The organism is Iningainema tapete BLCC-T55, from assembly GCF_014698965.1.
Taxonomy (GTDB): domain Bacteria; phylum Cyanobacteriota; class Cyanobacteriia; order Cyanobacteriales; family Nostocaceae; genus Iningainema; species Iningainema tapete.
The window spans coordinates 13,196-38,541 of the sequence record NZ_JACXAE010000050.1 but is presented as its reverse complement, the minus strand read 5'-3'; the positions used below and the strand labels follow the sequence as shown (position 1 = coordinate 38,541).

The 25,346-nt window shown below is 41.7% G+C and carries 21 protein-coding genes; 5 read left to right on the top strand and 16 right to left on the bottom strand.

The features are described from left to right. Nucleotides 1-770 precede the first annotated feature (770 nt). The gene (locus ICL16_RS14340) at nucleotides 771-2,432 is read left to right on the top strand and encodes a helix-turn-helix domain-containing protein (protein WP_190828718.1); all 1,662 of its coding nucleotides are present in this window, start codon (nucleotides 771-773) and stop codon (nucleotides 2,430-2,432) included. Nucleotides 2,433-2,628: 196 nt separating this feature from the next. Here the strand turns inward: ICL16_RS14340 and ICL16_RS14335 are convergent, their stop codons facing one another. The 5 genes from ICL16_RS14335 to ICL16_RS14315 form a co-directional block, all read right to left on the bottom strand. Next, nucleotides 2,629-2,931, bottom strand: coding sequence for a hypothetical protein (locus ICL16_RS14335; protein WP_190828716.1), 303 nt, complete (start codon nucleotides 2,929-2,931; stop codon nucleotides 2,629-2,631). Nucleotides 2,932-3,105: 174 nt separating this feature from the next. Next, nucleotides 3,106-3,495, bottom strand: a complete 390-nt coding sequence (locus ICL16_RS14330) for a DUF1634 domain-containing protein (RefSeq protein WP_190828714.1) — start codon at nucleotides 3,493-3,495, stop codon at nucleotides 3,106-3,108. Nucleotide 3,496: 1 nt separating this feature from the next. Then, nucleotides 3,497-4,333, bottom strand: coding sequence for a sulfite exporter TauE/SafE family protein (locus tag ICL16_RS14325; RefSeq protein WP_190828712.1), 837 nt, complete (start codon nucleotides 4,331-4,333; stop codon nucleotides 3,497-3,499). Nucleotides 4,334-4,500: 167 nt separating this feature from the next. Continuing rightward, complete coding sequence (locus tag ICL16_RS14320; protein ID WP_190828710.1) at nucleotides 4,501-5,196, bottom strand: glutathione S-transferase family protein; 696 nt, start codon at nucleotides 5,194-5,196, stop codon at nucleotides 4,501-4,503. Nucleotides 5,197-5,400: 204 nt separating this feature from the next. Beyond that, complete coding sequence (locus ICL16_RS14315; RefSeq protein WP_190828908.1) at nucleotides 5,401-5,829, bottom strand: DUF2358 domain-containing protein; 429 nt, start codon at nucleotides 5,827-5,829, stop codon at nucleotides 5,401-5,403. Between the two features lie 258 nt (nucleotides 5,830-6,087). Between ICL16_RS14315 and ICL16_RS14310 the strand changes: the two genes are divergently transcribed. Beyond that, nucleotides 6,088-6,723 (top strand): SH3 domain-containing protein, encoded by a 636-nt coding sequence (locus ICL16_RS14310; protein WP_190828707.1) that lies wholly within the window; start codon nucleotides 6,088-6,090, stop codon nucleotides 6,721-6,723. Nucleotides 6,724-6,762: 39 nt separating this feature from the next. Here ICL16_RS14310 and ICL16_RS14305 read toward each other — a convergent pair whose 3' ends face one another. The 8 genes from ICL16_RS14305 to ICL16_RS14270 all read right to left on the bottom strand — a co-directional run bounded on the left by ICL16_RS14305 (nucleotide 6,763) and on the right by ICL16_RS14270 (nucleotide 19,116). Further along, nucleotides 6,763-8,589, bottom strand: coding sequence for a response regulator (locus ICL16_RS14305; protein WP_190828705.1), 1,827 nt, complete (start codon nucleotides 8,587-8,589; stop codon nucleotides 6,763-6,765). A 17-nt stretch (nucleotides 8,590-8,606) separates the two neighbouring features. After that, nucleotides 8,607-11,657: a response regulator gene (locus ICL16_RS14300; protein ID WP_190828703.1), complete on the bottom strand. Its 3,051-nt coding sequence runs from the start codon at nucleotides 11,655-11,657 to the stop codon at nucleotides 8,607-8,609. A 379-nt stretch (nucleotides 11,658-12,036) separates the two neighbouring features. After that, nucleotides 12,037-13,188, bottom strand: coding sequence for an MFS transporter (locus ICL16_RS14295; RefSeq protein ID WP_190828701.1), 1,152 nt, complete (start codon nucleotides 13,186-13,188; stop codon nucleotides 12,037-12,039). Next, on the bottom strand, nucleotides 13,167-13,316 hold the full coding sequence (locus tag ICL16_RS14290) for a hypothetical protein (RefSeq protein WP_190828699.1): 150 nt from the start codon (nucleotides 13,314-13,316) through the stop codon (nucleotides 13,167-13,169). The genes ICL16_RS14295 and ICL16_RS14290 overlap by 22 nt, the downstream gene beginning before the upstream one ends. Then, on the bottom strand, nucleotides 13,316-13,516 hold the full coding sequence (locus ICL16_RS14285; RefSeq protein ID WP_238360777.1) for a hypothetical protein: 201 nt from the start codon (nucleotides 13,514-13,516) through the stop codon (nucleotides 13,316-13,318). The genes ICL16_RS14290 and ICL16_RS14285 overlap by 1 nt, the downstream gene beginning before the upstream one ends. Before the next feature lie 423 nt (nucleotides 13,517-13,939). Then, a complete protein-coding gene (locus ICL16_RS14280) occupies nucleotides 13,940-17,200 on the bottom strand; it encodes an efflux RND transporter permease subunit (RefSeq protein WP_190828695.1) in 3,261 nt (1,086 codons plus the stop codon). 35 nt (nucleotides 17,201-17,235) lie between these two features. Next, nucleotides 17,236-18,468, bottom strand: a complete 1,233-nt coding sequence (locus ICL16_RS14275) for an efflux RND transporter periplasmic adaptor subunit (RefSeq protein WP_190828693.1) — start codon at nucleotides 18,466-18,468, stop codon at nucleotides 17,236-17,238. Nucleotides 18,469-18,513: 45 nt separating this feature from the next. Next, a complete protein-coding gene (locus tag ICL16_RS14270; RefSeq protein ID WP_190828691.1) occupies nucleotides 18,514-19,116 on the bottom strand; it encodes a GUN4 domain-containing protein in 603 nt (200 codons plus the stop codon). A gap of 757 nt (nucleotides 19,117-19,873) precedes the next feature. On the opposite strand from ICL16_RS14270, the gene ICL16_RS14265 reads away from it, so the two are divergent. Together ICL16_RS14265 and ICL16_RS14260 are read left to right on the top strand one after the other, a co-directional pair. After that, complete coding sequence (locus tag ICL16_RS14265; protein WP_202895552.1) at nucleotides 19,874-20,509, top strand: hypothetical protein; 636 nt, start codon at nucleotides 19,874-19,876, stop codon at nucleotides 20,507-20,509. Between the two features lie 81 nt (nucleotides 20,510-20,590). Next, nucleotides 20,591-22,027 (top strand): hypothetical protein, encoded by a 1,437-nt coding sequence (locus tag ICL16_RS14260; protein WP_190828689.1) that lies wholly within the window; start codon nucleotides 20,591-20,593, stop codon nucleotides 22,025-22,027. A gap of 81 nt (nucleotides 22,028-22,108) precedes the next feature. Here the strand turns inward: ICL16_RS14260 and ICL16_RS14255 are convergent, their stop codons facing one another. Then, on the bottom strand, nucleotides 22,109-23,230 hold the full coding sequence (locus tag ICL16_RS14255) for a hypothetical protein (RefSeq protein ID WP_190828687.1): 1,122 nt from the start codon (nucleotides 23,228-23,230) through the stop codon (nucleotides 22,109-22,111). 299 nt (nucleotides 23,231-23,529) lie between these two features. Between ICL16_RS14255 and ICL16_RS14250 the strand changes: the two genes are divergently transcribed. Next, nucleotides 23,530-24,072, top strand: a complete 543-nt coding sequence (locus ICL16_RS14250) for a hypothetical protein (protein WP_238360776.1) — start codon at nucleotides 23,530-23,532, stop codon at nucleotides 24,070-24,072. Nucleotides 24,073-24,126: 54 nt separating this feature from the next. On the opposite strand, the gene ICL16_RS14245 is transcribed toward ICL16_RS14250, so the two are convergent. Both ICL16_RS14245 and ICL16_RS14240 read right to left on the bottom strand, forming a co-directional pair. Beyond that, a complete protein-coding gene (locus ICL16_RS14245; RefSeq protein ID WP_190828685.1) occupies nucleotides 24,127-24,684 on the bottom strand; it encodes an HlyD family secretion protein in 558 nt (185 codons plus the stop codon). A 96-nt stretch (nucleotides 24,685-24,780) separates the two neighbouring features. Then, nucleotides 24,781-25,317, bottom strand: coding sequence for a hypothetical protein (locus tag ICL16_RS14240; protein WP_190828684.1), 537 nt, complete (start codon nucleotides 25,315-25,317; stop codon nucleotides 24,781-24,783). Nucleotides 25,318-25,346 lie beyond the last annotated feature (29 nt).

Below are 25,346 nucleotides of genomic sequence, written 5' to 3'. Positions count from 1 at the left end.
AAGTGATCGGACTTGGTAACGCGATCTAAAAGCTTTACACTGTGCCTATTTCCAGAAATTTCCAGTGACTTATTTCACTTTTGGGGGGTATATCTTCCCCGATTGAGAGGGGTTTTTGTCTACAGTGAGGGGGATTTCCAAAGTGGGAAGCTTGCTCCCCAACAATGAGTAATAGTCTTCTTGCGATCGCTCTCTCAGTATGGCAGAAGACAGCATTAATCAATCGCTGACTTTGATGTGACTATTTCCCCGAAACAGGGGATAAATGAAATTATTGTGACTATTTCCCCAAAACAGGGGATGTGACCGAGATAGTGTGACTGCTTCCCCCAAATAGAAGCTTGTTTGCACGCATTGTGACCGAGATTATGTAGACTGCTTCCCGGAAAAAAAGGAAATCTGTGACTGGGATGCATCTACCAAAAGTATGGGGTCAGCTTTAATTCTTGTGACCACTTCCCCTTTTGGGGGGATAAATCTACTTTTTTGTGACCACTTACCCGAAACAGGGGTAAATTTAGGGGAATGTGACTGACTTGTGACGATTTCTCTGAGTGCGGGGAATATTGTGACTAAAAGAGCGCGGCTTTGCGATCAGTGAACGCTGTATGTCTTGCTATTGAAGCATTACAGATAAACGCTCGACATCGAAAAAACGGTAGGAATTTGTGATGGGAAAAACGCAAATTTTTGTATTTGATGTAAGATAGCGGCATTCGGCAGTTTACTTCGCTTGTTAAGCGCGAAGACGTAAGTACCTGTGATTTGCTATGACATCCAATCGTGCAAAAACAACTCAAACTCAACCTGAGATGAAATCACCAGAGATTTCTACAGTTAATGTTGAAGTTGTGACTGATGAGCCGGAAAGTGCAACACTCAGTAAAACACAATTGCGTCAGTCGCAGCGGAGTAAATCCACGAAATCAGGATCGAAACGAACGGGAAAACGACCGGAGACAAGCCCAGACTTGTTTCCCGATGGCATGACGGACTACGCGGCATCAAATCGGCTGATATGGGAAGGTGCAAATATCTTAACACAAGGAAGTGACCTGCCTTGGTTGACCTCGGAAGAGGGAGAAGCTTACTATAAAAGTTTGGTTGCCAAGGGAAAGGGTTATATTTCGTTTTGGCTTTCTGACGATCTGTATGCAAAAGATCCATCGGTATTAGAACGAGATCTGGCGATCGCGCTGATTGAGCAGTTTGATTTGCGGGCAACGTGTTTGCATCTGATTTATGCTGCACACGCAACGCAACTGAATCGACCGTGGGAGCAATCGTTTACAATTAGCGATACTCAGCTTGAGCAATATCTGGGGCTGAATAAAAACAAAAAGTTGAACAAGCAGCAAAAGCTGACTCTGATGCTCGATTTGGCAAAACAGCCGTGTCATTTGCTGGTGTATGTATCGTGGCCCGAACAAGGACGGATTCCCACTTTTAGCGTCAGTCGCACTTGGTTGTGGGAAATTGCCGAACCTATTTTGCATTTCCAAGAATGTATTGCCAACGACGAGGGAGAAACTGCTGGTGAAAAGCAACAACTGGTTGGGTTTACTCTCAATATTCGCTGCGGGGCGTGGGCAAAGTATTTTCTTAATGAACAGATGCGTGCTCAGAAGCAGGCTTACTACGAGTATTGCATCCTATCTAAAACGTTAATTCAGGACATTATGGCAACGTACCATCATTATGAAGGTGCGGCGCGATTAATGACATGGCTTCTGTTTAAGACGAAGATTAATCGAAATAGTCCATTGATAGCAGAATCTCTGTTAAGAATTGCATTTGGTGAACCTGCATTACAGGTGGCGAAAACTGACTCAAAAGCGCGGGCGAAACTCGTTGAGTCATGGGTCAAAACCGTCAAAGCTTTGTTGAGTCGAGGTTGGCAAATTACCCCCGATCCAAACACTTACCCGATGGAATACTGGGTAGAGGGTGATGCTGTTGAGCCGAGTTTATTCGCTCAAATTCCCGACGATCCAGACCTTGCAGTCGAGTTTTGGGCAAAAGATGCCGCAGCAGCACAAGGAGAGCGATTAACGGATAAAACCAGGCGCATTCATGGCAAATTTAATCGTCTGTTGTCGGCAAGATTGTGGATTCAACCGCCGGAAGCGATCGCCAATCGCTTGAATGAAATTGACGAGTCACGCAGACGATACCACCGGGAAATTGAATCGAAAAAAGGGTCAGTCATTACGCCTGTGCCTGCGCATTTATCAGCGGCGATCGCAAAACCAGTACTTCAAAAAATCGACTCCGCTGAGCTGCTCAAACAAATGCGAATTGCCAAAGGGCTAAGTCAGAGCCAACTTGCCAGTAAAATTGGTCGCAGTGCGAGTTGGGTCAAAATGGTGGAAACCGGAAAGCGCAACATTCAACCGCAAGACCACGCCATTCTGCTGTCTGTGCTATCTTAACCGGTTTAACGTCTTTGTACTTGACAAATTTGTCAAGATTGTTTTTCTTATGTACAAGAAGATTTTTTGCATTGTACATAAGAAACCGAGGATGAGTAAGTTACACCCTTCAGCCAAAAGTATATTTGTGGCAATATTCTATGGTGGAAGCAGTGAGTATGCTAATGACTTGCCAAACCACCAAAAACCTGGAGTCTTATTCATTGGGATCAATGATAATGGTAGCTGCGCCAATCTTGCGATCAATGATCAGCTCCTCTAAATCCGCAGGAGCTTCTACTAGCGCATGAGAAAATCCTCTAATCAGAGCCGCCCGAAATTTATCTGCTGCTACTTGATTCATTTTTCCCCTTTTTACTCGGTTCCCAATCGCCTCGTCCAAGATTTGATGAGAAAAATGAACTCGGTACAGTCCCCTATACGCTGCTTCCAGTAATATATTAGACAAAGAATAAGGAAAAATAACACAAGCGTCGAGAAGCGCAGAAAAATTACCCACGGTTATAAAAACTACTTAATATCACTGATGTTCTACTTGAAACCAGCTGATGGCGCTCTGGGTTCTTATAATAAAGCAGCTAAAAATGTGTATCGTGAATTTGAGAAGTTGGCTAGCACAATTGCACAACGAACACAGATAAACAAATCAACAGCGTAGGGTGGGGAATGCTAGTTAAGTCTGTTCCCAAACTAGACTATATATTAGTCCAGAAAGTACAATTAGAGTTATAATTACGTAGAGAAAATCTCGCTGCCGCACGAAGGCTAATAAGGAAAAAACTACTCTAGCAATAGGAGTAGCAATTAATAATAGAAGTCCAAATTGGATTATACCTCTACGACGACCTGATAAAACTGCTGTTGCTACTCCTTGAGGAGAGCGAAAAATCGGTGGTTCGCCGCGAAAAATCCCATAGTTGGGAGCCTCCAAACCGTGATAAATTAGATATAAAAAACCACCCACAAATACCACAATTGTAGCAACAAGTACCCCAGATCTTAATAGGTTGCCGACAAAAATTTCCACTTGTCTTTCATTTAAGTTTCGTCTAGTTCGAGACACCTTAAATCCTCCCAGTAAAACCGTTATATATCATTTGAATTGCTAGCAGCAAAATTACCAAACTAAAAATAGTTCTTAACACTTCTACTCTTGCTCTTACTAAAACCTTTGCACCCAACAATGCTCCTAAAAGTACCCCTAACATTACAGGCATTGCCAATCCCGGATCGATGTAACCTCGTTTTAGGTAAACTCCAGCACTAGCTGCTGCTGTTACCCCAATCATAAAGTTGCTGGTAGTGGTGGAAACTTTAAACGGAATGCGCATAAATTGATCCATCGCTAATACTTTGAGTGCGCCCGAACCAATACCCAGTAATCCGGAAAGCACTCCAGCGACAAACATCAAACTAAATCCAGCCCCAACAGCATGAACATTGTAAGGTTGCTCCCCTTCAGGAGTGGGGTAAGTGCTATTTAACTTCAAACGAGTTGCTAGAGGATCGCCTGGTGTATTATCTACGTGTTCGGAACGGGGTTGACGTGACAGGTAAGCACTGTAAAGTAAAACAAATCCAAAGACCACAGCTAGTATTCTCGTAGGGGTGTAAGCTGCTATAGTTGCACCCGCTATTGCCCCAAATGTTGTGGCTACTTCCAAGAACATTCCCAACCGCAGATTGGTGTAGCCTTCTTTGACATATGCTGAGGCTGCGCCGGATGAAGTTGCAATCACAGACACTAGAGAAGCACCAATTGCGTAACGAATATCAACTCCAAAGACTAAAGTTAGTAGGGGGACAAGCACTACACCACCCCCCAAGCCTGTCATTGCTCCCAGGAAGCCTGCGGTGGCTGAGCTAAGCCCAACCAATAGGGTAAATTCTAAGATGTTCAAGCGATCGCTCCTTTGCTATTAAATCAAACTTAGTCTCAGGAAGCTTGATAAAAACGCTTGTATTATACAGAATCAAGTTTTCTAATTCTTGACCTACTTTATACTTATCATACTGAATTCGTGTTTGTTACCATTAACTCAACTCATACTGTCCCTTCAAGAAATTTTTAGACTGGATAACCAGATGCATTGCGAGCATAACCATTGAAAGCATCCAGCAAGCGATCGCGCCAACCATAAATTAGATCGTCTTTGGAGAGCAACTGGATTGGACTGACTGCCCTTGCCCATTGAAATAGTGCAAATACAATATAGTCGGCAAAATAGGGCTGCTCGCCGCCCAGATAAGGCTGACGTTCTAGAACTTCCCTCAGCGGAGATAAAGCTGTTCGCAAAGCAGCAATAGTTGCATCATTCGGGGCGGCAAATTCTTCCAGCGTCACTCCCAAAAGTTTCTCCCGACTCTCGCGAAAGTACGCTTTATCCTTGGAATGTAAATGCTCAAACAAATCTGGCAGAATAATCTGAAAGATAATTGGATTAATAGCTTGTAGACACCAAAACTTGATGAATAAAGCCCCCGATTCGCCCATCTTGCCGTCAAATAAACTCGGGCGATCAGCATAAGTCGTTTCCAAGTAACGAACAATTTCCCAACTATCAACCACAGTCTTGTCGCCATCAACTAAGACAGGAACCTTTCCCTGCCCAGAAAAAGCGATCGCCTCTTTCTCTGTAAACCGCCAAGGAATTTCTTCCACATCAAGTCCTTTGTGTTTCAAAGCCATCTTGACTTGCCAACAAGGGGGACTAAAGCGGCAATCGTCCTTTGCTCCTGCTAAATCGTAAAGTTTAATCGGCATATTTTCCTTTTTGACTAGTAATCTGTGCGCTCGCCTGTACCAGTTATGGTTTTAACAGCCTCGTCATCTGGTTGGGCAAGAAACCTTTTTTGTACCAACACTATCAATACCACAAAAATTGCTATATTTAAATACTTATAACAATGCAAATCGTTAAAAAGTGGTATTAAGTTTAATTAGAAACCTTCCATAAACAGCATCAACTTAAATTTCTCCTTCCTTGCGGAAAAATTGCTGCAAAATCTCACCTGGTTTGCGATCCCAAGTATCAATATGCTCGTATATCAAACCCTCTTGATTTAGTTTATATGTTGAATAGCCATTAAAAAATACTTTAGCTTTCCAAGGAACACGTAAAGTGCCACGCACCGTCCACTTTGCTATGATTGTATCTTCGGCTGACTGATACACCTCATGTACATCAAAGTAAATTTGCGTAAAAAAGAGTCGAGTGTGAAATCGTAAAGTCCAAAAAATGATTCGATAGTTGAATTTTGTTTTGAATTTGTTAACTGGATCTTGAAAATAGATATTTTGCGTATAAATATCGTAGGAAATGTCTTGTTTAAAAAGTGTTGGTAGATCCTGATTGAGAGTTTCAATTACCCGTTTTATCTGCAATTGATATTCCACGCGATCGCCTCCTGTAACTACATTAATCAATTTTTTATTATATGCGGTTATGCTCATACAGTTACCAACGCCACGGCAAGAGCAGTATTTTATGTGACATGGACTGGTATAACTTCTCTCCTCGCCACAGGGAATGATATGTGTTCATATCCACAATTGCACATATCTTAAATAAGATATCCGGAATCTTGTGGCAAAGAATTGAAGTTGATATTGACAGTTCAAACAAATATCAACTTTTCAATAAGGTATATTATAATGTCTTACACTGCTTACGTTTCAACAAAAGATGGCGATTCGCTTACAGTACGCTCTAAAGCAAATGGAGAGAAAATAGGTTCTATTAGCAATGGTACTGAAGTTATTGTAACTGGCGAACCTGTGTCTGCCGGAGGACGGAATTGGGTGCAGATTGGTACTAATCGCTGGGTAGCATCTGAGTTTTTAAAAGTGATCAAAACAGCGAAGGTAATAGCTAAAAGAACGACAAAAACCATCAGTGGCGGTTTGAGGGTATATGAAACTCGGCTAATTGATAGCAATGGTAAAGTTGTGAATACAGTACGAGGTATTTCTGGGCGAGTCAACAACCAAACTCCATCTCAGACTGCAGGTTCTCAAACACCTATACCTTTCGGTATTTACACTTTCACATCTCCTGGAGTAGTCGAGTACAAAGGTGGAGAATTTGGTGGCGTTTGGTCACCTGTAACGCCTAATTTTAACACAGGACGTTCAGAGTTAGGTGTTCACTACGATCCCTCAGCTTTTCAACAAAATGGAAACACTGGTACAGCAGGTTGTTTTGCCACCCCAACTGTTGAAGAAAGAGATATTATGACTAAGTTTATTCGTGGTTACAAACCAACTCATTTTGTTGTTTACGAAGGTTAAATAACGTTGCTTAGGCAGGGAGAGTGACAGAATAGTATTTCAGAAGCTAGTTGAAGCAATCGCAATCTCTACAATAAAGCAAGTCTGGTTGTTAGCACTCTCAACCCGGATTGTTCCATTCATATGCTCAACTAGTTTTTTCACCAATGCTAGCCCTAAGCCAGTACCGTTCTGTTTCCAGATATCGTTACTAGGAGGAATACGGTAAAACTTGTCAAAGACTCGGGGAAGTTCTTCTGGGGCAATCTCGACTCCTGTATTGGTTACAACTATTTGCAGAAAGGATGACTGATGCTCTGGAAACTCTGAAACTTTGCCTGGTGTTGTTGGTTCCTTTTTGGTGGCAATCGCTATCGAAATCCTTTCGCCTGGAGGAGTATATTTACAGGTATTGCTCAGCAATTCTGTGATAATGCGACTTAAGCAAAACGAATCAATTTCTATAATTGTCAAGCCCAGTGTAAAAGCGATCTCAAAGTTTTGTTGCTGATTGTGAAATTGAGTTTCAAACGGTTCAATGACATGCTCAACCAAATTCTGAAGGTTAATTTTTGTCAATTGTTGGGGGTATGTTCCTGCTTCTAGGTGTTGCAAGCATAAGATATCATCAATCAACTTTAATTCGCGATCGCACTCTTCCTGTAAGGCGGCAAGATACTGAGTCGCTTGATTGCTTTGAACATCAGAAATTTCTGGACTCAGATCATGTCCCTGCTTATTTAGGATTGTCAATAACTGAATCATCATTTTCATATTAGCAATGGGAGAGCGCAGTTCATGGGTGATAGTGTTGAGAAAATCGTCTTTAAGTTGATTGATTCGTTGAAGTTCTCTGACTTGGGCTTGAGCTGCTTGATAGAGGTTAGCTTGGCGCAAGGCAACTGCACACTGGTTAGCCACTTGTTGCACTAAATGAATTTCCATCTCACTGAAACTGGAATCGGTTTCTTTGAATAACCACAAATCGCCTAAAATGCCTGTTTCTTCCACGCGATCATCAAAAATGGGACACGCTAAAATTGCGGAGTGGTTGCGAATTGGTGTCGGCTGAATTTGACAGAAGCTTAAATAACATTTTTGTTGTTGTAACTGATTGTAAATTTCCGGTGTGTCTATTGTGCTTATAGCTTGTCCTTGACTTACAGGTTCCCCTTGTACAACAGACTGGTAACGGATCACCGAGGGTTGATGATTGAAAGTATAAAGTGCTACTTTACAATATTTAGTTTCCAAGGCTTTTGTCAGTTCTTCTACAACGCTTTGCAGGATTTGATGTTGATCGAGAGAATCTCGAACTTTATCAGAAATTCGTTTGAGTGTTGCTTCAAAGTTTAAGGATTGCTGTAATTCTAGGGTGCGAAGTTGTACCCGCCGCTCTAAATCAGCATTCAGTCGCTTGATTTGGGCTTCAGCGCATTGACGTTCTTGAATTTCTTGTTTTAAACGTTGATTTTGCTGAATGAGGAGTTGCTGCTGTTGTTGAATGAGTAATTGGTTTGTAATTCTTGCCAAAACTTCTAGCTCGTGGAATGGTTTAGTAATGTAATCTTGTCCTCCTATCTCAAAAGCTCGTACTTTATCTTCGATTTGATCGAGTGCACTCATAAAAATAATCGGAATTTGACGTGCGTTTTCTATAGTTTTCAATTGCCGACAAACTTCATAGCCATTTATTTCAGGCATATTGAGGTCAAGCAGAATTAAATCAGGTGGATCTCTTAAGATAGCTTGTAATGCCATTCTGCCATTGAGCGATTTGCGAACGACATAACCCCGTAATTCTAACATTTTGGCTAACAAACGTACATTATCAGGAGTGTCATCTATAATCAAAATCTTGGTTTGGGATGTAGGTTTAGGTGGCATAGCCGTGGGAATTTTAACTAGGACTGAGTCAGGGTAGTAAGCGTTTCTAGCTGGAAGTTATCGATCAAATATTTCAAGGCATTTGCCAGGAGTTTTTCTTGGGTTGGGATTTGAGCGATCAGTTCGTAGAGTTTAGTATCATCGAGACTTAACGCTGCTTCATGTACTTGAGCAACCCACTCTGGTGGCATAATTTGCAAATCCTGAGGCGTAAGGGGTTGTTGCAGCAAAGTATTTGTGTTAGTCTCTGATAAATTCTTTTCAGAATAGAGGTAGCGTACTCCCAAGTGGAGTGCCATCTTATTGAAAAGCGCTGTTTGTGTAAAAGGTTTGGCAAGATAGTCATTGCAACCAGCTTGGAGACAAGCAAGGCGGTCTTCTTCAAAGGCAGAAGCAGTCAAAGCAATAATCACTACATTTTTGCCTGTTTCAGTTGCCCGGATTTTTTGAGTGGCGGTGAAGCCATTCATAACAGGCATTTGTATATCCATCCAAATTAGGTGAGGTTGCCATTCCATGCATTGGGCATAAGCTTCTGCACCATTTTCTACTGCACAAACTTCAAACCCAACTAACCCCAGTATTCTAATCAGCAGTTGACGGTTTTCAGGAATGTCTTCTGCAACAAGAATGCGGTAAGTGAGTTGCCCTGGTTCCAAACCAATGACATAGCGAGTTGTTTCCGGCTCTACAAAAACTGTTGAGTCTACTAATTGCAACGGTATCTGACAAGTAAAGGTCGAGCCCTGATTCAAAACACTTTGCACTGTAATATCACCAGCCATAAATCGGGCAAATTGACGACTAATGGATAAACCTAAACCTGTACCTTGGAGATGACGACCCCGTTCTGTTTGTATAAAGGCTTCAAAAATTGATTCCATATCTGAAGAAGCAAAGCCACATCCGGTATCTTTGACTTCGAGATACAAAATGATTTTTTGTTTAAGATTAGTTGAACTAGTTTGGTTAATAGTAACATCGTTTGCTAAGACAGCTTGACACTTAAGTGTAATACTTCCTGTTGTTGTAAATTTAACAGCATTTCCTAGCAGATTGATCAAGATTTGGCGGAGTTTTGCTTCATCCCCATACACGTAACGGGGGACAGTAGCATCCTTGTGGTTGCTAAGAATTAATCCTTTCTCAGATGCTTTCAGAGCAAACATATCGTTGACAGAATTCAGCAACCGATGCAAATCAAAAGAGTTTTCTTTCAGTACCAATTGCCCTGCTTCAATCCTTGACATCTCTAAAACGTCATTGATCAGTGTAAGCAGGTGTTCTCCACTGCGGTTGATGATGCTTAGATTCTCACGAAATTCAGCTGGAGTATCATCAACGCTTGTCATTAATTGGGTAAATCCCAAGATGGCATTCAGCGGGGTACGCAATTCATGGCTCATTTTGGCAAGGAACTGACTTTTAGCACGATTCGCAATTGCGGCTCTTTCTGCGGCTTCTTCTAGTGCCGCCTGCGAAAACTCCAGTACTGCAAGCATCAAGGTATTTCGCATTTCCCTGGCTGCTTCAATCTCTGCTGGTTGCCAAGGTAGCGATTTTGCTTGAACCGTTTCTTTCCAGAGTTCAAATGATTTACGCGGTGTCAGGCGCATTTCCCCATCGGCGGTGGACATAGACACGGGTTTGTTAGGATTACCCGCCCAGTTAACTGTTTGAATTTGCTCTGGTCTAAACCAGACAATGTGATAAGATTTTTGACGCAGAACTACAGAAATTGCTAAAATGCCACTTGCAACGGTTTTGAATTGTTGTGCTTGCGGGTAAAGTTGAGAGACAAAATCAGTCACAAACATCGCTCTTGCGTCTTGTTTTAACAGCCAAGCAATGAATGACTGAACTTCATTTTGAGATGGTGTTTGACCAAGTAATGAAACTTCATTATCTAAGATAAAGGCGACTCCCTGTGCGTGAACTAAATTCAATAACTCAACTTCATTACGCCGTAGCACTGTTTCGATCAAGCTGGCTTCTTGGGCAAAAGCTTGTTGCAATTGTTCTTGAATCAATTTAACTTGTTGGCGATAGCAGTTAATTTCCTGTTCTTGTTGATAAACTAATTCAACTGAGGCAAACTGCCCTAAAAATTCGCAGGCTTTGCGCGTTTCATAATCAACATACTTGGGAGTCATATGATGGCAAGCAATCAGTCCCCAAAGTCGTTTCTCGTTAATCAAGGAAATCGACATAGAAGCCGCAACACTCATATTTTGCAGGTACTCTAGATGGAGAGGTGACACACTCCGTAAATTGGCATTACTGAGGTTGAGCGGCATTCCGCTTACGGGATTATTTGTAGGAATGATTCGCGCTGGTTGATAGTTGACATTAGGAATTAATCGTAGCCAAGTTTCATAATAGAGTTGGCGGGCTTGCTGGGGAATATCGGAAGCAGGATAATGCAAGTCTAAATAACTTTCTAAGTGTTCAGCTTTATCTTCTGCAACCACAACTCCGCTGTTGTCACTCGCAAACTGGTAAACCATAACGCGATCAAACTCTGTTATTTTTCTAACTTGTTTGACCAAAGTTTCGACCAAATCTTTGAAGGTTTCGGTTTGTCGAATTTTAGCGATCGCTTCTCTCAAAAGGTGGTAAAATTTAAGAACACGCCGATTTCTAGTGACTTGACTAGGTTCTAGCTCCATCACTAACACCCCGTCACTACGGTACAAAAAACCTCGGAAATTTTGAGAGTTCACTTTTTGGTGATCTGATGATGTTGGGAAATTATGAATTATCAATTCCAACGGGTTAAATACTTCCAAGTAGTCTTGTTTAAGATATTGAGATATTTCCTTAACTTTCGTTTTAGAGCATAGCCGACTGAGCGGTTGTCCGAGCAGTTCAAGAGCTGTCATCCCCAAGACTTGCTCAACATTCTCGCTAACTTGCAAAATCTCAAGTTGCGGCTCACGCAATGTCAGCAGTAGCCCATGTGGTTGAATTAGATTGGGAATGTGAATCGCTTCGCGATCGCAGTTACTAAGATTGAGCGATTCTGCGGTGACAGATTCAGTAAAATTGGTTGGATCTAATGGTTGCATTTCAAAATCCCCAATATAGTGAAGTTCTCGGAAAGGGAGAAATCCTCAAATTACCCCAATTAATTAGGAAAATTAGGAGGATTTCAATCTCTTCTCTAGAGCTTCCAGTGAAGGATACTGTTTTTCTTAATCCAATTTAGTAAAAAAATATGAGAAAGTTGTGAGGAATTGAACATAGGCAGAATCTATGCAGCCAATTTCACTTATAAGGATATCAACCCAGGAAATAACGATTCCTAAAGCCGTAAATAAATGAAAGTTGGTAGTAAGGGCTGTCTTCCCTTATAACCTAAACCCTGAGCGCTTAAGCGCGGAACGTTGAACGTAGAGTTTATTTTATATTTAATTTTACCTACTTACTTATAAATTAACTGGGCTATCATAATCGCAAACGATGTAAAATCACCATGATGATACACAGAGGTATCATCAAAACAGGAATAATTTCTAAGCTAGCACCAGCGGCAAAAAATCCGACAGTTGAGGGAATAGAAGCGGCACCCAAACTAGCAACACTTGTCATAAAACCGATTGCCGCCGGAACAATAGTAGTAGGAATTCGTTGTGGCATCGACCAAATCGTTACCGGGAAAATCGGACCAAGCGCAAGACCAATTAATGGTAGACTTAGCAACTGATTAGGTAGTAACCACCAGGCAATTAAACCAACTGCAAGTAGGAGCAAAGAAATATCTAGAGTGCGAACTGCACCCCATCGCTGAACTATACGCCCAGTGGCTAAACGTCCCAAAGTTAGCCCAACCCAGTAGGCACTGACACTATAACCTGCAACTAGATTTGGTGTGCCTCTGCTAATACTCTGGACACTGTAAGCCCAGTTACTCATAGAAGCTTCCGTACCCAGATAAACCAGCAAAAATAGCCCCGCCACCAATACTGTAGGTGTCTTCAGCGCTACACCCAAGCTAGCTTTGGCATCCATCCCAGATACATTCAACCGCTTGGTAAGTGGCTTGTAGTCAAACACAACAGCCCAAAGCATCCCAGCAACCATCAACCCCACAACACCAGCAAAAACCAGATATACAAGTCGCCAATTAAGGTTAATTGCCAACAGTGTAGTAGCAACTGCAGGACCAAGCAATGCCCCCACACCATAAAAGGCGTGCAGCAAACCCATCAAATCAGCACTACTTTGATGATTGGCAATATACGTATTAATACCAGCATCCGTCAAACCAATTCCCAAACCTAGTAAAGTTCCAGACGCCACCATCACCAACCAGTAGGGACTTAGGGCATAGATGACAAGGGCAGTAGTGAGGATTGCTGCCGCTAACAATAACATCCGAGCGAGTCCGATGCGGCTACTTAGTATACTACTAGTAATAGCAGCAACAATGTAGCCAGTGACTTGACTTAAGAAAAGTAGGGTAATTGTTGCAGTATTAAGTTGGTAAGTTTTCTGGATTGAGGGAATGAGGACACCTAATCCAGACTCGGCAATGCCAATAGCGATAAAGGCATAAAATGAGAGGAAAACGCCAATTACCAGCTTTTGCGATCGCATCGTATGCCCTTAGATAAGTAAGCTAATACAAATGTTGTCATCACCATCATGCCCAAGTTCCAATAAGTTGTAGTGAGCATGGTTGTACCAATAACTAACAACCCAAATAAACTGTATTTAACTTTCATTATTTATCTTCCCGATCAGTCTTCATTTCACGCACACATTCTTGTCCAACACCGACAATAAATCCCAAACCAGCACCAATCAAAGTATATCTATTGTGCAAATCTTGGTAATACTGACCTTCAAATTTCGGTTGATTAAACCCCCGTTGACCAATTTGAGCAGCCGCTAAGCCGAGCATTGCTCCAACGAGAGCAGTCATAATACCTGAAAAGATGATTAATTTAATGTTCATAACCTAAATTAAAATCAAAAATTGTTTTAAAGACTGATAAGTAGGTAGGTATCAAAAATTAAAGGTTTGTAGTCAGCGCTTCAGCGCTGAAGCGCTGACTACGAGCGAATTAGCTATTACGACTAATGGTGCAGGAAGAAAGAGTAAAATAGATAGACAATAGTAATCGTAAACAAAATGTGATTTATCCAATCATCTAAATTCCATTTTTTAAACATTTGTATTACCTCCAAAGGAAAAATACTTCGGTTATAAAACAACAGCCGTTTCCAATTATCATGTTGCATACAAACGAGCGATCGCTACATAGCAATCCGCACATCAGTTCGTAGACGAGTGCTTTCTCTTCCTCTGTGTCCTCAGCGTCTGTGCGGTTTATTTCTCAAACCCTCACTCCTCTTGAGCAGTAGCCTGAACTCTAGAAAGCGCTTGTTCCCTCTGTTCCGAATGAACCTGAGGTGGTTCACCTTGTTGAGAAGATTTAGGCTTACCAGGTTTCAAGAAACGCTCTTCTTGGTTCTTAATCACAACATACAACACAGGAACTAAAAACAAACTTAAAATTGTGGAAATCAAGTAACCACCAAACAGCGCCGTTCCCAAAGACCAACGGCTCATTGCTCCAGCGCCAGAAGCAATCACCAAAGGCCAAAAACCAACTAAACCAGACAAAGCAGTCATGAGAATTGGTCGCAAGCGTTCTTCAGCAGCGCGGATTGCCGCTCTGGTATAATTCATCCCTAATTCTGCCGACTGGTTAGCAAATTCCACAATCAAAATTGCGTTCTTACTTGCCAAACCAATCAGCATCACTAGTGCTACTTGAGCATAGATGTTATTGTTAATTGCAGGCCAAATGCCACCTTGCTGGAAAACATTGGCGCGGAACACTACTGCACCAAGAGCACCTAAAATTGCCAGAGGTACGGTAATCATGATGATGGTAGGATCGATGTAGCTTTCGTACTGCGCGGCTAGCACCAAGAAAACCATGACGAAGGCTAAGCCAAAAATTATTGGCGCAGCACCGCCAGAAGATTTTTCCTGAAAAGCAGTCCCTGTCCAAGCAAAGCTAAATCCAGGTTGCAAAACTTCATTTGCCACTTCTTCCATTGCTTGAATTGCTTGTCCTGTACTGTAGCCTGGTGCTGGAGATCCTTGAAGTTTAATTGACGGGTAGACGTTGAAGTGAGTGATCACAGGTGGATAGGTAAATCTTTCCATTTGCACCACAGTACTAAGTTGGACAAGATTCCCATTCTGGGAACGTACATACAAGCGCCCAATGTCTTCAGGATTTGATCGCACTGTCCCCTCTGCTTGGGCATAAACCCGATACAGTCGTCCACCAAGTACATATTGATTAATATATCTTGCACCCAGGTATGTCTGCATAGTGCTGAATATATCACTTACCAGGATGTTCTGTGCCTTGGCTTGGTTGCGGTCGATGGAAATCTGCATCATCGGAGTATTGGCGGTGAATTGGGTAAAAACACCTCCTAGTTCCGGTCGCTTGTTAGCTGCCGCAATCACTTTTTGGGCGTTATCGATCAGCGCTTCCATTGGCAGGGCTTGTCTATTTTGGACAAAGAACTCGAAGCCGCCTGTGCTACCCAACCCATCTACTGGTGGTGCATTAACGGCGATCGCTGTTGCCCCGGGAATTTTTGCCCGCAACTCTTGGTTGATTTTTTTCACAATGCCAAAGATTGAATGCTCCCCACCATGACGCTCTTTCCAATCTTTAAGCTTCACGAAAAACAGCGACTTGTTGCTGGCATTACCCTCAAAACCAAAGCCAGCATTACCAACCACATGCTCAACTTCAGGTAGTGGCTTGATAATGTCAGTAATCTTCGTCACTATATCAACGCTTTGGTTTAAAGACACTCCTGGTGGCGCTTCAACAATTGTAAAAAAATAGCCCTGATCTTCATCGGGGATAAATCCTTGGGGCGTAGTTTGGTAAATCCAACCTGTGGCTAACAAACCCGCAATAAATACTGGTAACACCAACCACCGAATCCGAATCAAAAATTCTACTATCTTAACATATCCCGCCGTAAACCAACCAAACACTTTATTAAACCAGCGGAAAAACAAGCCTAATGGACCGTGGACTTCCTGTTGTCGCCGCATGATAATGGCTGACATACTAGGAGAAAAGCTGAGGGCGTTGAAGGTAGAAATCGCAATGGCGAAAGCGATAATCAGCGCAAATTGCCTGTATACAATGCCGGTTGTACCGGGAAAGAATGTTACTGGTATAAAGACAGCCATCAATACTACTGATGTAGCGACGACTGCCCCAGTAAGTTCCTGCATGGCATCTAAGGCTGCTTGCAGTGGTTTCATACCCTGCTCAAGTTTGGCAGCGATCGCCTCCACTACCACAATCCCATCATCCACCACCAGACCTGTTGCTAAGATGATCCCAAATATGGTTAACTGATTTAAAGTAAACCCCAGCGTATAGGCAATTGCCATCGCGCCAATTAAGGATACGGGAATGGCAAGGGCAGGAATGATCGTGGTACGCCAATCTTGTAAAAAGATGAAGATGACTAGGAATACCAGAGCGATCGCTTCCATCAAAGTTTTAAAAGCTTCATCAAGAGAAGCTGCTACGAACAAAGTATTGTCCAAACCAATCGTCGTCTTTAACCCAGGCGGAAAATTCGGGATCAACTCTGCCATTTTCGCTTTGATGGCGTTGGCTGTATTCCAAGCGTTTGTACCGGGCAGTTGGTAAGCTAGCAAAATCACTGCTGGTGAGCCGTCAAATAAAGTTGTAGCGCTATAGTTTTCTGCTCCTACTTCGGCTCGACCGACATCTTTTAACCGGATCAGCGTGCCATCTTTACCAGATTGTACCACTATGTCTTCTGCTTCTGCCGGAGTAGTAAATCGACCATTGGCACGCAGGGCAATTTCATACTGCTGTTCGGCGGGCGTCGGTTGTTGCCCAATTCTGCCTGCCCCAACCTGGATATTTTGTTCAGAAATCGCATTGATAACATCTTGTGCAGTCAAATTTCTGGCAGCGAGAGCATCGGGATCAAGCCAGACGCGCATGGCATATTTACGTTCTCCGACAATTCTTACCGAACCGACGCCTTCAATCCGTTTAATCTCATCAAAAATTTGTCTGTCAACGTAGTTGCTTACGAAAACGTTATCGTAAATGAATTTTCCGTTCTTGTCTTTTTCGGAGTAAAAGGCGTAGGCAAGAGTAATGGTAGGAGATTGCTTCTGGGTAGTCACACCAACGCGGTTGACTTCCTCTGGTAGGGTGGCTTCGGCAATCGCCACGTTATTTTGGACGAGTACTTGTGCCGTATTCCTATCCATATCTGTGGGAAAGGAAACGTTAATAGTGGTGGTGCCATCATTTGTCGTTTGCGATGACATGTACACTACTCGTTCCGTGCCGTTAATTTCCCGCTCCAGCACAGTTGTAACGTTGTCTTCTGCTGTTTTGGCATCAGTACCAAGATAGTTAGCAGTGACTGTCACCTGCTTGAGAGCCATTTCGGGTAGCTTATCTAAGGGGAGGAGGGGAATACAGATTCCTCCCACTAACAGTATCAGTACAGTACAAACTGTAGTGAAGACTGGTCGCTTAATGAAAATATCAGCGATACTCATAGTCGGGGAGTGAAATGATTGGGTTGAGGATGCGTTTACGACTCAGGCTGAATGGGGGTACCATTTCTGAGGTTAAGAATTTGCGTGACGGCAATGCGATCGCCCACTTGAACTCCTTCTAGTACTTGGTAAGTTTGACCTTGAATTGCTCCTAATTTTACTGGTTGTTGTCGCACAGTTTGTTTTGCACCTGAACTCTGTGCTACATAGACAAAGCTTTGCGCCCCAACATTAGATACAGCAACGGTAGGAAGCAAAACACCCGGACGTTCGCTCCATATGACTCGTGCGCGGACAAACTGCCCTTCGCGTAAGCTACCATTTTGGTTGGGAAAGCGAGCTTTTACCAGCACAGCTTGAGATCCTGTATCTACTTCTGGAGATATAAAGTTAATACTTCCGGTACTCAAGCGTTTTTTTGTATTGGGATCAACCAGTTCTACTGGTAATCCACGCCGTAGTTGTGCGGTACGGTTGGTGGGAATTGAGATGCGCAGGAAGAGATTGTCATTTTGGGTGACAGTGGTTAAAGTTTGACCAGTGTTAACGTAGTCTCCTACCTTAACTGGGAAGTCGCCCACCTCTCCGGTAATTGGTGCTAACACCTGTTTATACTGAAAAGAAACTCTCGCTGTAGCTGCATCTGCCTCAGCTTGTCGGATGTTAGCTAGTGCTTGATTTAAACTAGCTCTAGCAGAATCTACTCGATCTTGAGAAGCACGGAGGGTAGCGGTTGCTGTCTTGAGATTATTTTGGGCAATGTCTAACTCTTGCTTTGCCTGCGCTCCTTGAGAGACTAGTTGCTGCGCCCGTCGGAATTGCACTGTTTGAAGTTCTACGTTTGCCGCATCCCTGATACGTTGTGACTCTGCTACACGCACTTCTGCTTGGGCTGTGCCATAGGCAGATTTAGCTGAGTTAACTCTGGCGATCGCACTATTCAATTCTGGCTGAGTGCTATCTGGACGCAGCCGCACAATGGGCGTTCCTTGCTTGACTCTATCTCCTGACGATACAGGTATCGCTTCGATCCTACCTTGGATCTGTGGTTGCAGCGAAACTCTTTGCTGAGCTTCCAACCTACCCACAAACTCTGAAACCTCAGAAACCTTGCTCGACTCTAATAACTGCAACTTAACTGGAATTGGTTTCGGAACGCTTGCTTTGGCAGTGGGTTTGCCTTGACCGCAGGCGCTGGTTAAGATAGAAGCTATAAGGGCTGCGTATATTACTTTATTTTGTGTGAATAAAAACCCTGCTTTAGACATATTTCTAACCTGAGCGAAATATTAGCAATTAGCAATTTCTCTAGCTCAAATACCACATACAAGCAGACGATTAAAGAAATAGTTTGTCATTTTTGAACCAAAGGGAGAATTCCACCATCGTGAAGGATGACAACCTATCGGTGCAGCTATAGTGTAATCTAGGTCATCGCACTTTAGCCATTTATGATTCAATCGCCAACCAACGCGCTCCCCCAATTTCTCTATTACCGTATTATCTTGGTTGATAGTTGTATCAAATGAACCTCCCACACTCTGATAAATCTGGATTTGCACGCTGAAGCCAAAACGACCTTGGCTATATTTTGTCCAGAGGTTGTCAATCACCTGCAGTTCATCACAGGGAAACTGCCTCATATCATCGGGAGTGATTGCTCCCAAATCAGGCTCTCCTGTAATTGCTTGGATGACTCGAATAGTTTCCCAGTCAGCCTCGCGCAGGTCGCCTGCCGCTAATAACTCTTGCAGCTTTTTGTATTTATGTATATCTGCAATAAGGAGGAAATTTTGCTCTGACTGAGTAATGCGATCGCTCAGACTTGACAAAATCTGATTGAATTGTTGTAACTGCACTTCGATCGCCGTTAAGCGAGTAGCAATATCTGATTCATGCACTTCATTAGACGCCATTGAATCTCTCTCAAAGAATGGAGGTACGGCAACTGGACATGTCAACCGCTAAATTATTCGTACATTGTACCTGTTTTGCGCCAAATTATAAAGTAAAGATTAAATAAGTGAAGGGCGTTGGCGAGGAAAGCCGAGTTTTTAGGTGATTGAGAGGCAGGGTTGCATAAAGTGCGGAATGAAAAAATATTTCTTGTGGGATGGGCATCTTGCCCGTACCTTACAATTAATATCTCTCAAGATGCCGACCTTGGCGTCTGGGCGTAGAGCGTGAGGCAAAAAAAAAGTTGTACTCCTACGACGACTATTTGATGTTCAGTAATTACATTTAAAGTATCAATTCTTGCATCAATATAAGAGATTATACCAAGAATATAAATACTGATTTTTAAAAATATTTGGCACTGCGAGAGCGTTGATAACAATGAACTCGTTCACTGGTTACCAGTGATTTGTTGTGCAATAATCTTAAAGAGATATTCAAACCTAAGTGTTGATTGCAAGAAAAAACTGTAAATTATCATCATTTTTAACCTTCGTAGATAGACCTTGACTAAATGCTATTAATGCTGATTCTTGCTATTTTAGTTAAAAAAATATACCTATAAAATAAAAAATAAGTAATAATACTGAAATTATTTTGAAGATCTTACCCTCGACAAGGAAAAATAGTCTAAGAATTTCCCCTCATTTACATGGCAATAGTTTTTCATAATATGGACTCAGCATAAATATTTGTGTCTGGAGTGTACGACTCGCTATGAAAATTAAAAGTATTCTTTGTCTAGTATTGGTAACGGCTTATGCTGTCGCATCAACTAAGCCTGTATTAGCAATTAAATACAATAACAACTCAGTGTACAAAGCCACCGATGGAGGCAACACTGTAGTTATTTTTAGTGCTTCCCCAGGAAGCAAAGTTCAAGTCAATCTAGGTTCACAATCCAAACCTAGTGCGAAAATAGTTGGCGCTTGCGGTGAAATTAAAATTTCTGTTCCTTCGAGTGGTTCTTTTACAGGCTTAAAAGTTGATGGAACTGCTGTAGATACGGCTTCATTAGCAACACAAACCTTACCATCATGTGTGAATGGAACATTCGCCGAACCTAGATCGAACAATTTTAAAACACCCAGTGGGCAAGTAGTCATTGTCGGCAAGACGGCAAACACAGCAGCATCGATTGAACTTCCTCAACCGACGACTAAATCAGTGTCTGTAAATGCTTGTGGATTTGGAGTTTTAAAGGCAAGCACAGGACAAACATTACCTGCAACTTTCAATGTTGACACTACTGAATATACCTTGGCTTCTTTACCAGACGCACAAGTTCCGCCTTACTGCCGGACTATTCAGGGTGTAAGTAGTGGTTATGTTCCTGCGGTTTGGACACCTTAAAATTAGCACTTAGAATTCACAATTCCTGTTAAACTCGGCGGTTATAATGGTAGCCGCCGATTATTTTTTACCGCATAAATTATGAGAGTTTATATTGCGTTGGTATGGTTAAAGCAGTTGGACAAAACAAGGCAAAAGTTAAAAGTTAAAAGGCAAAAGAAAGAAATATTGAATTTATCTTACTTTTTATTTTTTACTTTTTACTTTTTACTTTTTAAGCCTGCACTTGCCCAGGTGGGATACAGGAGCAGCGATGGATACTACTATATTAGAGGGCTTGAGAATAACAAAACTTACCAAGTTGACTTTGGGGGAATGCCGTTATTACGGGCGGCTACTTCTAATAAATGTGGTATTTTGCAGTTTAAACCCTCGAAGAATTTTCAACCAGGAGACAAATTTGAAATTATAGATGAAAAAGCAAGTATTACATATGGGTTTATATTTGCTCCGGGTTTGTCAAAAAAGGAAACGCCCAAATGTGAAAATCAAATAGTTACTCAAAAAGAAATTTGGGTGACGTCAACTAAATTTATCGCCATTTCTGGTTTAACTCCCAGCAGCGCCGTGACTATCAAGCTTCTTTCTCAGAACAAGAGTAAAAACTTACGAGCTAATTTATGTGGTTTTATTACGATTAAATTAGATAGTATTGTCCCCAGTGCTTTCATAACAGAAGGTAAGGCTTATTCTACTAACTCTAAGCCAGAGCGGGGAATAGCTTGCCGTAAAGGAATGTTATATGTTTCTTACCCACCACCAACACCGATAAATCCTATACCTGAAGATACTTGGAAGCAACAAAACATAGCACCAAATTTTTCGCCAGAAACACAAATGCTTGCAAATAATGGTAGTAGTGGCAGTGGTGGTAATACTAGTGGAGGAGGAACGAGCGGTACTAGCGGTTCAGGCAGTGGTTCGGGTAGTAGTTCGGGTACTGGTGGTGGTAGTTCGGGTACTGGCTCCGGTAGCAGTACAGGCAGCGCGGGTACTGGTTCGGGCAGTGGTACAGGTTCTGGTAACTCCGGCACTGGAGGAACAAGCGGCGGTACTGGAGGAAGTACAGGCTCCGGCACTGGAGGAACAAGTGGCGGTACTGGAGGAAGTACGAGTGGTGGTACTGGTTCAGGCGGTAACACAGGAGGAAGTACAGGCTCTGGTACTGGTGCTTCTGGTGGCTCCGGCACTGGTGGCACAAGCGGCGGCACTTCACCCCAACCTCCAGCAGGACAGAAGTTTTGTAAAGTGGGTTTTTCTCAGCTTTTGGTGACAGGATTAGCAGCGAACAAAAAGCACTATGCGGCTACTCCGGAGGATGATGTTTATAACGAGGTGATTTCCAGTAGCGACGGTTATGCTCTTTTTAGTAATATTGACTACAATGACAAGTGGTCCGGTGATAGCGCTCAAATTGAGATTGGAACAATTAACCCGAATAAAGCAGAGTGGGAGAATCGAGAGCCGATTGGAGCAATGTATGTGAAAAAACTTAACACAATTGTGCCATGTCAATAAATAACGGATAGACTGGCGATCGCCCACGCCCTTTCAAGGCGGTTGGTGTCAAGGAGAAAAGCTGCAAAAAATCTGGAGTTTTCACTGCTTACTAATTTTCCATTTTGTACCCGTATGCTCTTCTGTATTAGGAGCTAAATTAACAGAACCGTTGTGTGTTACACCATTTAACCATTTTGATTCTCCCTGATTATCTAAAACAACTTCTCCATCACCAATTATATTAATTCTCCATTTTGTACCTGTATAGTTTCCTTCTGTATTGGGAGCTAAACTAACAGATCTATTGTGCGTTAAACCATCTAACCATTTTGGAGCATTAATTATTCCTTGATTTTCTAAGGCAACTACTCCATTTGCAATAAAGTGTACTTTCCATTTAGTACTAGCATCAGTATTAGAAGCTAAGCTTACAGAATTATTGTTTAAGCGAGAACTTAACCATTTAAAATTAGTGAGTTCTTTTCCTTGACATTCCATTGAAATAATATTACCATCTTGTAGAAGTGAAGAAGTATTGGTAATCCAATCACGAATCGAATTTAATTTTTCTCCTCTTTTTAACAAATCAACATAATACTTATACTCAAGAGATGTAGGTTCTCGTCTAACCACTTCTTGATAAAGACTACTGATTTGCTGATGCATATCTTGGTTGTGAGCGGTTAGACTAACGTTTGGGTTTTGACTGACAGACTGCTCAGGAGGATGCGAATTATTAAACGACTTGCTATTTTGGTTAAACAAGGTAACTCCTGCTAATCCAATTAGAAAAATTGCACTACCCATAACTAATTTGTTTTGAGCAAGTTGAATAAAGGGATTAATGTTACCTATAGAAGTAGGAATAGATGAGATAAGAGATGGCTGTGTATTATTTGTGTTCTGACTTAACTTCTGATTACAATTGAGTTTAATTGAAATTTCAGTTAAAATACTTGCATATTTTCCGTGATGGAAAACCGGAAATAGTTCCTGACAACAAAGTTTACAAAGAGCTTCTTTTTCACCGATCTCATTCAAATACCTAATAAGTAGTAGAAAGAAGTCAGAATCCGAAGAATCTCTGATAAACGAAATTCGCTTAGGATCAATTCCAATGCTCAAACATAGTGCTTCTCTTGTTCTTGATTGTTGGCTACGTAGTAAAAGATTTATTAATGTGTCTATATCAGTTTCATCTAAAAAGAATTGAGTTGACATACTTTTAACTCCTCTTCAAAGCATCTGAAATATTAATATACATTTATGATTGTTGTTTTTGCATTCATGAGATTGATTTGGTCATGGATAAAGTTACAAAAGTCAAAAAGGTATTTCCAAAAAAATACTAGCTGAGATTAATAAGACATTTATATGAAAAACTCTGATTTACAATCAACTTTTAATTCTGAGTAAACCATTAATACTATGAATTATAGAGCTATTCACCTTCTCAGTTAAATAATCAATATATTTTATAGGTTGTATTGTGTACTTGACAGAAACAATAATTTTGTATAATGTGCGCTCTACCCACTTTTGTAACAAGTGCGATCGCTTTTCCTTGGCAAGGAACAATAACTTTCAACAGTCAGGGCTGTGGTATATTTTTAACAGTGCTGTCTGTTCGCCCGATCTCCTCAATATCCACTATGAAAATCAACCGATTGCAGGAACTTAAGCAAAAACTGACGAATGTATCAGACTTGTCCGATATATGGTTATTTTATATGGATCATTTTGCGGACGATCCAGAATTTACTGAACTGGGTGAACCTGCTTATAATGAATATCTAAATGCTGTCGTCCACAAAACTTGTCAGCATTTGTTTGGCTCTGCAATAAAAATTACAAACTTTTTGTTGATCTACGTTGCACAGTATCGGTTATTTCATGGACCTTTCCAAGTTGAAGGACGTATTGGGGGTGTGATTTATTTCGAGGATATAAAAATTGGGTTACTTGCAGTGTCAGCGGATGATACCCCTACTGATGCAGTTAAGTATTCACGTTTTTCTGAGATAATTCAACTGTCGTCACCTAATCGCAATGATCGCAATTGAAAAATTCCCAGCATATAGTTATTTAAAACAAGTGCCATCGCAGTAGAGCGTTTTTCATTTTGGGCTAGCGCTACTTGCGGACTTGTTAGGAGTAGAACTAATAATAACAGTTGTCGTATACTTACCATTGTTACCCACCCAGGGTTTCACTCGCCGAATATATCCGTTGCGCGGCGCTTTCACTACGGGAATAAGACTTAATTTGTCATCAATCGCGCTTAAAGAAAGATTTAATTGAGCCAGTTGATAATCGCGATCGCGAATTGACTGAGCATAGGAAAGCTGCTGCCGACTATACTCTTGCTGCAACTGAGCAGCCCGTTGCCTCCGCTCTACTTCTCGAACAGATGCATCATACTCCAACAACTCTCTTTTCGACTTAGCAGTTACTAACTTTGAAGCTGCCAACTCTAAATCTTTTTGGGCAAGTTGTACATTTAACTGAAGTTGTTGCAACTGCTGTTGCTGTTCTACTGCTGAAGCGTTCAACGAAGCTTTTTCTCTTTCAAAACCAGATTTAGCTTGCTCAAGCTCTTCTGCAATCTGACTTAGCTTAGCAGACTCATGCTCAATAATCGGTTGCTCCATCCCACCATCTTTCATTGCCTGCAAGAGTTTCTCTTGTTCGGTGGTTTTTTTAGCATTAAGCCGTAACTGAGCCTCAGCTTTGTCTACCTCCGCCCTGCGCTCCGGGTTGTCGCAACGTAGTCAAGGTGTGCGTGACGCTAAAATTAATTGCGCCTGAGTTAGTTTCATCTGTGCCTGGACTATATTAGCTTTCTCCTCCGTATAGTCAGCAGCTGGCAATACTTTAGCTGGTAACAGTTTTTCTGGTACTACTGGCTTAGGAATATCTTTTGATTGAAGATTTTTGATTTGCAATTCAATTGCTGAACGTTGTTTGTTGAGGCGATCCCGTTCAATGGTATTATCGCTAATTACTTGCCCAACAGTAATTTCTTCCCCTGGCTGAACCTTAAGAAATGAAGGATCGTCAACTGTGATTGCTAAACTTAACGTTCGTTGTGGTTGGTTAATCTTTACTACTGGTTGATTGGCAAGTAGCGGAGTTTTCACCAATTCTGGCTCAGATTTAGATTCTGTTTTCGCTACTTTAGTAGAAATCTGAGTTGATTGTGTTTCGGAATTTACGGGCTTTGTGTTGATATTTGTTTGGGCGAAAAGACTTAACCCTATTAGTCCCATACTACAGTAGGAGAGAAAACTATGGAAATATTCTTTCATAAAATTGTTTTATTTTGGACTTAGTTCCT

Excerpts from the sequence above, each read along its gene's own strand:
- ICL16_RS14340 (WP_190828718.1), top strand. The coding sequence starts at position 771 with ATGACATCCAATCGTGCAAAAACAACTCAAACTCAACCTGAGATGAAA.
- ICL16_RS14320 (WP_190828710.1), bottom strand. The coding sequence starts at position 5,196 with ATGCCGATTAAACTTTACGATTTAGCAGGAGCAAAGGACGATTGCCGC.
- ICL16_RS14310 (WP_190828707.1), top strand. The coding sequence starts at position 6,088 with ATGTCTTACACTGCTTACGTTTCAACAAAAGATGGCGATTCGCTTACA.
- ICL16_RS14305 (WP_190828705.1), bottom strand. The coding sequence starts at position 8,589 with ATGCCACCTAAACCTACATCCCAAACCAAGATTTTGATTATAGATGAC.
- ICL16_RS14300 (WP_190828703.1), bottom strand. The coding sequence starts at position 11,657 with ATGCAACCATTAGATCCAACCAATTTTACTGAATCTGTCACCGCAGAA.
- ICL16_RS14295 (WP_190828701.1), bottom strand. The coding sequence starts at position 13,188 with ATGCGATCGCAAAAGCTGGTAATTGGCGTTTTCCTCTCATTTTATGCC.
- ICL16_RS14290 (WP_190828699.1), bottom strand. The coding sequence starts at position 13,316 with ATGAAAGTTAAATACAGTTTATTTGGGTTGTTAGTTATTGGTACAACC.
- ICL16_RS14285 (WP_238360777.1), bottom strand. The coding sequence starts at position 13,516 with ATGACTGCTCTCGTTGGAGCAATGCTCGGCTTAGCGGCTGCTCAAATT.
- ICL16_RS14280 (WP_190828695.1), bottom strand. The coding sequence starts at position 17,200 with ATGAGTATCGCTGATATTTTCATTAAGCGACCAGTCTTCACTACAGTT.
- ICL16_RS14275 (WP_190828693.1), bottom strand. The coding sequence starts at position 18,468 with ATGTCTAAAGCAGGGTTTTTATTCACACAAAATAAAGTAATATACGCA.
- ICL16_RS14270 (WP_190828691.1), bottom strand. The coding sequence starts at position 19,116 with ATGGCGTCTAATGAAGTGCATGAATCAGATATTGCTACTCGCTTAACG.
- ICL16_RS14265 (WP_202895552.1), top strand. The coding sequence starts at position 19,874 with ATGAAAATTAAAAGTATTCTTTGTCTAGTATTGGTAACGGCTTATGCT.
- ICL16_RS14260 (WP_190828689.1), top strand. The coding sequence starts at position 20,591 with ATGAGAGTTTATATTGCGTTGGTATGGTTAAAGCAGTTGGACAAAACA.
- ICL16_RS14255 (WP_190828687.1), bottom strand. The coding sequence starts at position 23,230 with ATGTCAACTCAATTCTTTTTAGATGAAACTGATATAGACACATTAATA.
- ICL16_RS14250 (WP_238360776.1), top strand. The coding sequence starts at position 23,530 with ATGTGCGCTCTACCCACTTTTGTAACAAGTGCGATCGCTTTTCCTTGG.
- ICL16_RS14240 (WP_190828684.1), bottom strand. The coding sequence starts at position 25,317 with ATGAAAGAATATTTCCATAGTTTTCTCTCCTACTGTAGTATGGGACTA.